This is a genomic window from Mesorhizobium sp. M0500, from assembly GCF_040321165.1.
Classification (GTDB): domain Bacteria; phylum Pseudomonadota; class Alphaproteobacteria; order Rhizobiales; family Rhizobiaceae; genus Mesorhizobium.
Map to the genome: position 1 here is coordinate 502,096 of NZ_JAMYRB010000001.1, position 12,946 is coordinate 515,041.

General features: G+C 63.2%; 8 protein-coding genes. All 8 read left to right on the plus strand.

Annotation, left to right across the window (positions count from 1 at the left end):
* Positions 1-4: 4 nt before the first annotated feature.
* The 8 genes from bglB to NKI70_RS02515 all read left to right on the plus strand — a co-directional run bounded on the left by bglB (position 5) and on the right by NKI70_RS02515 (position 12,757).
* Positions 5-1,105 carry a beta-galactosidase BglB gene (bglB, locus tag NKI70_RS02480; protein ID WP_352592475.1) on the plus strand — a complete coding sequence of 367 codons (1,101 nt, stop codon included), beginning with the start codon at positions 5-7 and terminating at the stop codon, positions 1,103-1,105.
* Positions 1,102-1,935 (plus strand): 5-dehydro-4-deoxy-D-glucuronate isomerase, encoded by an 834-nt coding sequence (kduI, locus tag NKI70_RS02485; protein WP_051406061.1) that lies wholly within the window; start codon positions 1,102-1,104, stop codon positions 1,933-1,935. The genes bglB and kduI overlap by 4 nt, the downstream gene beginning before the upstream one ends.
* Positions 1,932-4,451: a hypothetical protein gene (locus tag NKI70_RS02490; protein ID WP_502897752.1), complete on the plus strand. Its 2,520-nt coding sequence runs from the start codon at positions 1,932-1,934 to the stop codon at positions 4,449-4,451. Before kduI ends, NKI70_RS02490 begins: the two co-directional genes overlap by 4 nt.
* Before the next feature lie 88 nt (positions 4,452-4,539).
* Complete coding sequence (locus tag NKI70_RS02495) at positions 4,540-5,808, plus strand: ABC transporter substrate-binding protein (RefSeq protein WP_352592478.1); 1,269 nt, start codon at positions 4,540-4,542, stop codon at positions 5,806-5,808.
* Positions 5,805-6,827, plus strand: coding sequence for a carbohydrate ABC transporter permease (locus NKI70_RS02500; protein WP_502896943.1), 1,023 nt, complete (start codon positions 5,805-5,807; stop codon positions 6,825-6,827). The genes NKI70_RS02495 and NKI70_RS02500 overlap by 4 nt, the downstream gene beginning before the upstream one ends.
* Positions 6,824-7,876 (plus strand): carbohydrate ABC transporter permease, encoded by a 1,053-nt coding sequence (locus NKI70_RS02505; RefSeq protein ID WP_023674192.1) that lies wholly within the window; start codon positions 6,824-6,826, stop codon positions 7,874-7,876. Before NKI70_RS02500 ends, NKI70_RS02505 begins: the two co-directional genes overlap by 4 nt.
* A 7-nt stretch (positions 7,877-7,883) precedes the next feature.
* Positions 7,884-8,972, plus strand: coding sequence for an ABC transporter ATP-binding protein (locus tag NKI70_RS02510; protein WP_023674193.1), 1,089 nt, complete (start codon positions 7,884-7,886; stop codon positions 8,970-8,972).
* 656 nt (positions 8,973-9,628) lie between these two features.
* Complete coding sequence (locus NKI70_RS02515; RefSeq protein WP_023674194.1) at positions 9,629-12,757, plus strand: PAS domain-containing protein; 3,129 nt, start codon at positions 9,629-9,631, stop codon at positions 12,755-12,757.
* Positions 12,758-12,946 lie beyond the last annotated feature (189 nt).

A 12,946-nucleotide genomic window follows, 5' to 3' on the forward strand; every position in this document is an offset into this window, starting at 1 on the left:
AGTGATGCCGCTATCGGCCGAACGCCTGAATTCCGTGCTTGCCAGCCTTGTGGCCGGCATGACCGGCTTGCGTCATGACGGGCGGTTCCATGAGCCGAATCTCGACGGCACGCCGGGCGACTATGTCAGCTTCGACAGCTGGGAATGGCCGCAAGGCGTCGGGCTCTACGGGCTGATTCGGCTGTGGGCGCAGACCGGCGACGATCGGCTGCTGCAGACGATCGAGGCCTGGTACGACCGACGCATCGCTGCCGGTCTCCCTGCGATGAACGTCAACACCACCGCGCCCCTTTTGGCGCTAAGCGAATTGTGGCGGCGCCGGCGCCAGCCGCGCTTCGAGCCGGTGCTGCGCGAATGGGCCGAGCGGGTGGCCACCGCCTTGCCACGGACGCCCGAAGGCGGTTTCCAGCATGATGTTTCGGACCGGGTCAACGACGACGAATTGTGGGACGACACGCTGTTCATGGTGGCGCTGTTCCTCGCATCCTACGGCCAGGCTGCCGGCCAGCGTCGCTTCGTCGAGGAAGCAGAAAGGCAATTCCTGGTCCACGCCCGTTATCTCGCTGACCCGGCATCAGGGCTGTGGTTTCACGGCTGGACGTTCGCGGGACGGCACAATTTCGCCCGCGCGCGTTGGGCGAGAGGCAATGCCTGGATTACCGTCGGCATCCTGGAACTGGTGGAGTTCGCCGAAATTGCACCTTCGGTCCGGGCCTATCTGCTCGGCGTGCTGGACACGCAGATCAACGCCCTGCTCGAGGTGCAGGCAGGTTCGGGCGCATGGCACACTCTGCTCGACGACCCGACATCTTACGAGGAGATTTCCGCCACGGCCGGCTTCGGCTACGGGTTGATGAAGGCCGCGCGGCTCGGAATCGGCTCGACAGAGTGCCGTGCCGCCGGCCTCCGCGCCTTGGAAGCCGTGGTAGCCAACATCGATGACAAAGGTGTGGTGGCGAACGTGTCCTATGGCACACGCATGGGCGCCGACCTGCAGTTCTATCGCGATATACCCATCCATCCGACGGGCTACGGGCAGGCGCTGGCCATTCTGTGCCTGACCGAAGGGGCGCGTCATCTGCAGTCGAAGGTGGAGGCGGCATGATGCGGACGCTCTATGGCGCGTCGCCGGGCGATATTGCCGGCATGGACACGGACCGGCTGAGGGCCGAGTTCCTCGTCGACGGCTTGTTCCGGCCTGGCGCGATCGAATTCGTCTACACCCATGTCGACCGCATGATCGTCGGTGGCGCGGTGCCGCTGGCCAACCCGCTGGCATTCGGCGACGGGGCCGAAGTCGGCACCCCGCTCTTCTTTGACGCGCGCGAGATGGGCATCGCCAATCTCGGCGGCAATGGCACGGTCGCGGTGGACGGCCGGCGCTTTCACGTGGCTAACCGCGACATCGTCTATGTCGGACGCGGAGCGCGTGAGGTGACGCTGGAGAGCGACGATCCGGAGAGGCCGGCACGCTTCTACATGAACTCGGTGCCGGCTGGCGCCGATATTGCGCACCGTCTCATCGTCAGCAGCGAAGCCAGGCCGCTTGTGCTCGGCGAGGAGGCCCGTGCGAACAGGCGCACGCTGCGTATGTACATCCATCCCGAAGTGGCCCCGTCCTGCCTCTTGCTGATGGGGATCACCGACCTCGCGCCGGGCAGTGTGTGGAACACCATGCCGCCGCATCTGCATGAGCGGCGCATGGAAGCTTATTGCTATTTCGACCTCGCCGAGGCCGACCGTGTAATCCATCTGATGGGCCGGCCAGACAAGACGCGCCACCTGATGGTCGCTGACGGCGACGTCGTCCTGTCGCCTGCCTGGTCTATCCATATGGGTGCCGGCACCGGCCCTTATGCCTTCGTCTGGGGCATGACCGGCGAGAACCAGGCCTACACCGATGTCGATCCAGTTGCCGTGAAGGATTTGCGATGAGCGAGGCCGCGCAAAGCGTTCGGACGGATTTTACGCTGCGCCGGCCGCTCATGGCGGGGCAGCCAATCGTCTATTGGCGGCTCGGGTCTATCGCCGAGCAACGCTACGACGTGGCCGACCAGCCCATGCAAGGCGAGATGGATCCCTTCTTCTTCCTGACCAAGCACAAGAATTTCATTCCCCACGAATATCCGTGCCGCACGCAGTTCGCAGCGGAACGACGCGGCAAGCGACCACAGGTCAGCGCCGAATTCGGCGCCGAGCGCATCTGGCTGCCCTTCGCCTCGCCGCGCATCGACCTATCGGGCTTCTGGTTCCGGCCGACGGTGCTTGGAACCTGGGCCGAGACCACCATCGAGGCTGCCTCGACTAGCGAGGCGCTGGTGCGGCTGCGCACATGCGGCGGCGCCACACTCTTTGCCAATGGCGAGGAAGCCGGCTGGATGGCGCCCTACGGCCGCAATCTGGAAAGTGCCGAGCACTTCAAGATCGCGCTGCGGGCCGGCCGTAACGACATTCGCGTGTGGTTCGACGATCTCGCCGAGCGCGACGCCCGCTACTATTTCCAGCTCGACTATCTGTCCGGTCCGGCTGCTTCGGTGGCATTGCCGATCGAAGTCGAGAGCGGCGTTGCCGATGCGATGGAAGCAGCCCTTGACGACATGCATTTCGACCGTCCCGCCTATGACGGCGGCGAGGTGGCGCTCGTCACCGGCGTGGCCCTGCCGCGCGACGCGCAAGTCGAGATCGAGATCGAAGGCGATTTCATGTCGATCGAGACGCCGGTGCGCTTCGCCTTCGATCTGCCGGCGGGCCAGACGCGGCTGCCGATCGCCGATACCGAGCAGCTGCCGGCCGACTTTCGCCATTTCAAGGTGGCGCTGACGGTCGCAGACCATGCCGTATCGCGTGTCTTCGGCGTCGAGATATGCCACGCGCGCCGTCAGGGCGATGCGCCGGAAACGCTTACCGCGCGGATCGATGAAGCCCTGCGTGAGGTCGCCGGTCACGCCGAGGCCGATACGGTGCGCGCGCTGGCGCGCCTGGCGATCGGGCGGCAGGGCGCCGAGACCGACGCCATGATCTCCGGCACGCTGCCGGCGATCGAGGATTGTCACGATTGCGCCGACTTCATCCTGGTGCCGCTGCTGTGGTGCCGCAAGGCCTATGGCGATCGGCTGGAAGCGAGCCTGCGCGCGCGCGTCGACAACGCCATCCTCGGCTATCGCTACTGGATGGACGAGCCCGGCAATGATGTGCAGTGGTACTTCTCCGAGAACCACGCGCTGCTCTTCCACACCGCCGCCTATATTGCCGGGGGCCTGTTGCCTGATGTGCGGTTCGTGCGGTCGGGCCGCCTTGGCCGCGAACAGTCCGCGGTTGGAGCCGCGCGTGTACGCGCCTGGCTCGACCATTTCGAGGCATGGGAGATGGCCGAGTTCAACTCGGCGCCTTATTTCCCGATCGACCTCAAGGGCCTGTGCGCGCTCTACGCGCTGGCCCCGGACAAGGACATCGCCGAACGTGCCGGCAAGGCAATCATACGCCTGCTTGAAATAGTCGCCCGCTCGGCGCATCGCGGCATCCTCACCGGGGCGCAGGGCCGCTCCTATGAGCACACGCTGCGCGCCGCGCGTTCCCTGGAATTATCCGGCATCTGCCGCATGCTTTGGGGCAAGGGCAACTACGGCATGCGCTTTCACGCGCTGCCGCAGCTGGCACTCTGCCTGCGGGATCACGATTTGAGCGTTCCGGACGGGTTGGCTGCAATTGCTTCCCTCACCGACGATACGGCGTGGGAATGGACTTTTGCGCAGGGACAAGACCGCTTCGCGCGGCTCTACCACTACAAGACGCGCGACCATGCGATGGGCAGCGCCGCTGGCTACCGCTGGAATCAATGGGGTTATCAGGAGACCGTCATTCACGCCCGGCTGGGCAAGAATCCGGATGCGCAGATCTGGATCAACCACCCCGGCGAAGTGCTGCAGTCGGGATATGGCAGACCATCATATTGGGGCGGCTCAGGCACTTTGCCCCGGGTTCACCAATACCGCGACCTCGCCGTCGTCAGCTTCTCCTGCTCGGATGAACAGCCCGACTTCACGCACGCCTGGTTTCCCGCACGTGCCTTCGATGCCGTGCAAGTGGGTGGCGATCGGGCGTTCGCGCAATCGGGCGACGCCTTCGTCATGCTGAAGACGGATGTTCCGCTCACGCAGGTAGTGGCCGGCCCGACGGCCGGCAACGAGTTGCGGGCGGCGGGACGCAGGACGACATGGATCATTCGCCTCGGTGACCGGAATGCCAATCGGCCGGCCCTCGACGCCTGGACTGCCGTTTTTGGGGACCTGTCGGTGCGGTCGGGTCCCGACGGCGAGTTGATCGTCGAGGATCCGGAATACGGCACGGTGCATTTCCTCGCCGACGCAAGGATCGTGGCTGAGGGACGTACACTCGATCCGGCCAACTGGACCGTGCGCGGTGAGGCGATGCGCATGAAGCACAGAGAGTAGGGAGGAGATCGGCTGCGACGCTCAAGAGGAGAGGGCGTAGCAGGCTTGAACCATCGGGGCGCCGCCCCGCTAAAGGAGGAGACGAAGCATGAATAAGACCCGCACTTTGCTGGCCGCGCTATCGGTCAGCCTGCTCGCATCGACCAGCGCGTTTGCCGGCGACGTGCGCATCATGTGGTATTCGGACGGTGTCGAGGGCGATGTCATCCAGGACATTCTGAACCGCTTCATGAAGGACAATCCCGACATCCACGTCACGCTCGACAACGTCGCCTACAAGGTGATCCAGGAGCAGTTGCCCATCCAGCTCGAAGCCGGCCAGGGTCCGGACATCGCCCGCGTCACAAACATCAAGGAGCTTGCCCAGCACTGGCTCGATCTCAGGCCACTGGTGGCCGATCCGAAATATTGGGAGGACAATTTCGCTGACACGCTGGACTGGATGCGCCCCGACGGCTCCAACGCCATCCCGGGTTTCATGACCCAGCTCACGCTCACCGGCGGCTTCGCCAACAAGACGCTGTTCGAACAGGCCGGCGTGCCGCTGCCCGGTGACAAGGCGACCTGGGACGACTGGATCAACGCCGCCGCCGAGGTGGCGAAGAGCCAGCAGCTTCCGGCTGCCTTCGCCATCGACCGTTCCGGTCACCGCATTTCGGGCCCGAATGTCTCCTTCGGAGCGAACTATATCGGCCCCGATGGCATGCCGGCGAAAGTGGACGACGGCACCAAGGCTTTCGTCGGCAGGCTCGTCGACTGGACCGCCAAGGGCCTGATGCTGAAGGATACCTGGGTTTCGGCGGCAGGCTCGACCTATCGCGCGGCCGCCGACGACTTCATCAACGCCCAGATCCCGTTTTATTATTCGGGCAGCTGGCAGGTCGCCAATCTATCGACCAAGATCGGCGATAGTTTCGACTGGGTGGCGACCGGCTCGCCTTGCGGTACCGCAGGCTGTTCGGGCGTGAAGGGCGGCGCGGCGCTGGTCGCCATCAAATACACGAAGAATCCCAAGGACGTCGCCAAGGTCATGGATTATCTAGCCCGTGAAGACGTGGTAAAAGAGTTCAGCGAGCGCACACTGTTTCTGCCCGCGCACAAGGGCGTCGTAGACAAGGGCGGGCTGAAATGGGTCTCGGCCGACAAGAACGTCGGTCCGGCGCTCGACAAGTTCGTCAAGGCGGCGGGTGAAACCCTGCCGGCGGCCGATGCGCTGCCGCCGTGGAAGTGGGCCAACGCTTACTTCGCCGCGCTGGTGACGCGCGTCAGCCAGGTGATGGCCGGCGAGCTCAGCCTCGACGATGCCTGGGGCAGGATCGACCAGGATATCGCCGACAAGGTTGCCGAGGCGAAGTGACCGCCGCCGCGACACTGAAGGCATGGATTGGCGCCGCCCTCGCGGCGCCGGTCGTGTGGCTGGCGTCGATCGTCAACGTGCCGCTGAAGTTCTGGCAGCGAGCGACGGGCACCGGCGGCATGGCCGCGTTCTTCCTCGCCCCAAACATGGCGATCTTCGGCATTTTCGTCCTGGTGCCGATGATCATCAACTTTTTCTATTCGGCCACGTCGGGAACGGCCTACTTCCTGCAGGACCGAACCTATGTTGGGCTCGAGCAATATCAGCGCCTGCTCGATTGCGGCAACTACCTGGACACTGCCACTTGCCACGAGGATCTCTTCTGGAAGGCCGTGCACAATACCGGCCTGTTCGTCGTCGTGCAGGTGGCGCTGATGACGGTCGTGTCGATGGCGACAGCGTTGATCCTCAACCGCGAGATCGTCGGGCGCAGCTTCTGGCGCGCGGTGTTCTTCTTTCCGGTGCTGCTGTCGCCCGTCGTCACCGGCCTGATCTGGCGTTGGATCCTGCAGCGCCAGGGCCTGCTCAACCTGATCGTCCATGATCTGGGCGGCGAGCCGCACAATTGGCTGACAGACCGTTTCTGGGCTTTCACCGCCGCGGTCAGCGTTTCGGTTTGGGCACATATGGGCTTCTATACGCTGATCTTGCTTGCCGGATTGCAGGCGATCCCGCGCGACCTTTACGAAGCGGCCGAGATGGACGGCACGAAGCCGGCGCGGGTGTTCTGGCGCATCACGCTGCCGCTGCTGATGCCGAATCTGCTTGTCGTTATCGTACTGGCGCTGATCCGCGCTGTGCAGATCTTCGACGAAGTCTATGTGCTGACGGGTGGAGGGCCGGGAACCTCGACCCTCTATATCACGCAGTACATCTATGAGATCGGCTTCGCCTCCCTGCTGCGCAACCCGGGGCTGGCTTCGGCGGCTTCGATCCTGATGGGGTTGGTGCTGGTCGTGCTCACCTTGGTTCAGCTGCAGGTCGGACGCCGGGGTGAGCGGAAAGGAGCCCGCGAATGAGCGGCGTGATGACATTCCTGACCCGCCGGCGCGGCGGTCGCGGCTGGCACTGGACGGATATCGTGAGCTGGCTGTGGCTGCTCGGCGGCGTTGTCATCATGTTCGGCCCGGCCGTCTGGCTGGTGGGTTCGTCATTCAAGACGCCGGCACAGCTCGCCGAGTTCCCGCCGACCATAATGCCTTATGTCAGCCAACACGCGAGGGTCGAAGGCTACGACAAGCCGCTGACCCTCTACAGGGTGAAGTTGCCGGATGGTTCGACCAAGGTGCTGGCCGAGGTGCGGCGCATCGGCATCGTGGCGCAAATGGTGGATCCGCAGGCGCCGAACGATATCGTGAAGGTCAACATCGCCGACCGGCAGCCGGTGCGCGAAATCGGCTTCGCGACGGAGAATTACACCGAGCCCTTCGTCCATTTCGACTTCCTGCGCTATCTGCGCAATTCGGTTTTTGTGACGGCAATGGCAACGCTGATCACGCTGCTCACCAATTCGATGGCCGCCTTCGCCTTGTCGAAATACAAGTTCCGCGGTCGCGATCTGACGATGCTTGTGATCGTCGGTACGCTGATGGTGCCGCTGTCGGTCATCCTGGTGCCGCTCTATTCGGTGGTGGGCGCCGTCGGACTGCTCGATTCGCTGTGGGGCGTGATTTTGCCGACCGTGGCGACGCCAACCGGCGTCTTCCTGCTGCGCCAATATATGCTGACCATCCCCGACGAGCTGCTCGATGCGGCGCGCATGGACAACGCTTCCGAATGGCAGATCTACTGGCGCATCGTATTGCCGCTTGCAGCACCGGCGCTCGCCGTGCTGGCGATCTTCTCGGTCGTCTGGCGCTGGAACGACTTTCTGTGGCCGCTGGTGGTGCTGTCGCGCAAGGAACTCTACACACTCCAGGTCGGCCTCAACACCTATGCCGGCCAGCTAAACGTGCAGTGGCACTACATCCTGGCGATGACCGTGGTGACGATGATCCCCGTCGTCCTCGTCTTCGTCTTCCTGCAGCGTTACATCACTTCCGGCATTGCCGGCACCGGGCTGAAGTGAGGATGTCATGGGACGGATAACGCTGACCAACATCGATCGCGCTTACGGCAAGATGAAGATCTTGCACGGCATCAACCTCGACGTCGGTGACGGTGAGATGCTGGTCCTCGTCGGCCCGTCGGGTTGCGGCAAGTCCACGCTGCTGCGGTTGATTGCCGGGCTCGATCGGCCGACCGACGGCAAGGTCGAGATCGACGGGGTCGACGTCACTAACGTTTCGGCCGCGCAACGCGGTCTGGCGATGGTGTTCCAGTCTTACGCGCTCTACCCGCACATGAGCGTGCGCCAGAACCTCGCCTTCGGGCTTGAAAACATTCGTATGCCGAAGGCCGAGATCGACGCGCGGATCACGGAAGCGACGCGCATGCTGGAAATTGCTCCCTATCTAGACCGCCGGCCCGGTCAATTGTCGGGCGGCCAGAAGCAGCGCGTGGCGATCGGCCGTGCGGTGGTGCGCAATCCGACCGCCTTTCTGCTCGATGAACCGCTGTCCAACCTCGATGCCGAACTGCGCATCACCATGCGCGCTGAACTGGCGGGCCTGCACCGGCGGCTGGCAACCACGATGGTCTACGTCACCCATGACCAGATCGAGGCGATGACGCTGGCGGACCGCATCGTGGTCATGCGCTCGGGGCGGATCGAACAGGTCGGCCGGCCGCTCGATCTCTACAACGCGCCGGCCAACCTGTTCGTCGCCGGCTTCATCGGCGCGCCGCGGATGAACCTGCTGCCGGTGAAGGTGCGTTCGGCAAGCGGCGCCGAGGTGCGTGTCGAAGGTCCAGGCGGGCTGTCGGCCTCGATCGCCGCCGACGGGGTCGCGCTGAAACCGGGAGACGACGCGACGCTTGGCATCCGGCCACACGACATCCAACTTTCGAATGGCGGCAAGGGATCGGTGGAAGCGCGGGTAACGCTGGCCGAGGCGTTGGGACCGGAAACAGTTGTCCACGCCACCATTGCCGGCGACAGCAAACTTATCGCCGTTCTCAAGCAGCAGGGCGTTGAATCGCAAGGGCCGCCGATCAACCTCGCTCTGCCGCCGGAGCGCATGCATCTCTTCGATGCCGCCGGGCTGCGTGTCGCACCGCGTTAGCCGGCGGCAAGATAGTGGGTTGCTTTTCATGAACCCTCGCAACTGCGCACAGCGAATGCGTGTTGCGCTTGTCAAAATAGGTGAACGTTAAGACAACCGAACTCTTCAAGAGGGCGCTCTCTGCGATCATTGCTGCCACAGGATGGATCCGGAAACACTTCAAAGTGGATTTTCTCGTGGGCGGTCTTCGGCACTACGGAGATCCGCGCCGGCACGTTCGCGCGCCTGAATCCGGCTGACTGATAATACGACCTGTGCTGAGGTTCAGTACGAACTACCGATCAGGTTCTGTTGTCCGGCTTCGTCATCCAAAGGACCGGGATGCGCCTGATCACGCTTGCGCCATTTGGCATTCTGCTCTTCGCAGGCGCGATGTGGCTGCTGTCTGCTTCGACGAGCGGTAGCGTCTTACCTGTCCGGCTCGTATTCCCAGTGATATGTGTTGATGCATCGATCCGCGTCGCTCCTCGCGCGAGGCCATCGTAAGGGCCCCCGTAGCGGCGATATCTCCGCGCAATGCATGGATTTCCATGAGATGCAGCCGAGGCATGGCGGAACTAGATTTAGGCGGTGAGTTCGCCTGTCCAGATATTGAAAACAAGTGCTATATCAAGCGCTGACCGTCCCCAGGCTTTTTTGTCCGACAGGAGAAGCCAATGACAGCAGCGTCCAACTCACTTGGCGAAATCGACCCCGAAGCAACGCTTGCGCTGCAAATCATCGAGAGCATGCCCGGCCACGCGTGGGCAGCCGATGCCGCCGGAAGATTCACCTATGTCAGCCCAAACACCCTGGCGTTCCTCGGCAACACGCATGAGGGTCTCAACACTTCCGAAGACGACGATGAGTTCGGCTGGCGTCGAGCCGTCCATCCCGACGATTATGATCCTGTAGCCGCCAGATGGCGGCATTGCCTCGAAACCGGCGATCCCTATGATACCGAGCATCGCCTGCGGCGCGCCGATGGCGTCTATCGCTGGTTTCGAAGCTCAGGACGACCTTTTCGCGATAGCCAGGGGCGCATCATTCAATGGTACGGCACGACAATAGACATTGAGGACCAGAAGCGGGCCGAGTCAGCATTGCGCGACCGGGAGCGGGAACTCTCGCAACTCGTGGACATGGTCCCGAGTCACATCTGGCGGCTCGATCCCGACGGCGAGCCGATCTTCTTCAATGGGCGCATGGTCGACTTTCTCGGCCTCGACGTAGCGGATCTGGACCGACCGGGCATGAGCCGGCTGGCGGTGATGATACAGGCCGCCGTTCATCCGGACGACGCGGCAGCATTCGGCGATGCACTCCGTGGTTGCTTCGCTACCGGTGCGAGCTTCGCGATGCGCTATCGCCTGCGCCGTGCCGATGGCGTCTATCGCTGGATGTCGAGCCGGGCGGAGCCGATGCGCGATGACGCCGGCCGCATCGTCCAGTGGTACGGCCTCTGTCACGACATAGACGATCAGATGCACGCCGAAGCGGCGTTGCGGCAGAGCGAGCAGCAACTTCAGCACATGATCGACGCGGTGCCGGTCCGCATCTGGAGTGTGATGCCGACCGGCGGGCCGGTCTACTTCAACAAGCGATACCAGGACCATTTCCGCTCCGTTATCGCGAACTTTGATGTGCTCGGCGAGCCGGGCATCGAAACGTTGCTGCACGAGGTGATTCATCCCGAAGATGCGCCCGAGGTGCAGCGCACGTTGTTGACCTGTTTCGAAACTGGCGGCGGCTCCGCGATGCGGTTTCGCTGGCGCGAAAAAGACGGCACCTATCGCTGGGCAGAGTGCAGGGTCGAGCCGCGGCGCGATGACGACGGAACGGTCGTGCAGTGGTACGGGGTTTCTCTCGACATCGACGATGAGGTGCGCGCGCAGGCCGCGTTGCGCAAAAGTGAGCGGCGCCTTCAGCAGCTGATCGACACCGTGCCCGCTTTGATCTGGAGTACGACACGGGAAGGGACGCCTTCCTACGTCAACAAACGGTTCACCGATGTAACCGGGGCCACGCTCCACGACATCACCGCCCCGGACGGGTCGCCGTCGCTGAGCGTGATCCACCCAGACGATATCGACACCGCACGGCAGGCGATCCGCCATTCATTCGCAACGGGCGTGCCTTACGTTCAGAGATATCGCCAGAGGCGGGCCGACAGCGGCTATCGCTGGACCGAGACTCGCGCCGAGCCGCTGCGCGACGAAGATGGCAGCATTCTCCAATGGTACGGCGTGAGCGTCGACATCCATGACCTGGTGACCACGCAAGCCGCGTTGCACGACCGGGAACGAGAGCTCTCGCAGCTCGTCAACATGGTTCCGAGCTACCTCTGGCGGCTGTCTCCCAACGGTGAGCCGACCTTCTTCAACAAGCGCCTGATAGATTTTCTCGGCCTGGACATAGCGGACGCGGAAAAGCCGGACACGAGCCTGCTGGCGGCCTTCATTGCCACCGTCGTCCATCCCGACGATGCAGCCAGCCTGAAGGAAGCACTCGACAGCTGCTTTGCCACCGGCGAGCGCTTCTTCATGAAGTATCGCCTGCGCCGTGCCGATGGCGTTTATCGTTGGATGGAGGGCCGCGCGGAGCCGCTGCGGGACCAGGGTGGACGCATCGTCCAATGGTACGGCCTTACGCACGACATCGACGATCAGCTGCGCGTCGAAGAGGCGCTGCGCGAGAGAGAACGCGCTCTCTGGCAGCTCGTTGAAACGCTGCCGGCAATGATCGATTGCGCCGCGCCGGATGGCGAACCGATATATCGCAGCCAGCAGCTCCGCGAATTCCTCGGATACAATCTTGAGGAATTGGACGAAGCGGGAAAGTCCCGGCTGGCTGGCACACTCGACGCCGGTGTTCATCCCGACGACCTGACAGGTGTCAAAGAGAGATATGCCCATTGCCTGTCCACAGGCGAGCCGTATGCGCGACGGCACCGTCTGCGGCGCTTCGATGGTGAATATCGCTGGGTCGAGACGCGCGCCGCGCCGATGCGCAACGCTGAAGGCGCCATAGTGCAGTGGAACGTTATCTGCCTCGACATCGAAAATGAGGTGCGGACACAAGAGGAGCTTCGGCTGGCACAAGAGAGACTTGCGCGTGCGAGCCAGGCGGCGAGCCTTGCCGAACTCTCCGCATCCATCGCTCATGAGGTGAACCAGCCGCTGGCCGCCATCGTAGCCAACTCCAACGCATGCCACCGTTGGCTGTCCGCCGAGCCCCCGAACGTCGAGCGCGCGAAGATCACGGCCGAGCGTATCATCCGCGATGCCAACTCGGCGGCGGATGTCGTCAGCCGCATCCGTGCCTTGTTCAGACCTTCGCTTGAAATGAGAACCAGCACACCGATCCCCAGCGTCGTTGCCGAAGCACGTGACCTTATGGCCGAGGAAGCCATGCGGCGTCGCGTTCGCATGGACATCGACGTCGAAAGCAACCTTCCGCTGGTTGCGTTCGATCGCGTCCAGATTCAGCAGGTCCTGGTCAACCTCATTCGCAACGGCATGGAGGCGATGGACAACACGGCGGGCGACAAGGTTCTCGGAATGCGCGTGCGCCGGATAGAGGACACGATCCAGACCGAGGTCCGCGACCGAGGCCCGGGTATCGAACGTCCCGACAAGATATTCGAGCCGTTCTTTACAACGAAAGGGAACGGAATGGGCATGGGGCTCGCGATCTCCCGTTCGATCATCGAGTCTCACGGCGGACGCCTTTGGGCGGAGAATAGCGTGCCGCGTGGGGCGACATTCATCTTCACCCTCCCGGTTGAAGCGAAAGCTGCGCAATAACTGGCGGCGCTCAGTAAGCGCTTGGTTTTTTCGGCTCTCGGTGAAGGGGCGCCGCCGCCCCGTGCAATGCATGGATTTCCATGAGGTGCGGTTGGGGCGTGGCGGGATTAGGGTGGCTACGTGAGTCCGTCAGCCCAGTCCAGCTATCAAGAGCAAGTGCTACACGAAGCGCCGACAATCTCCAGAGTT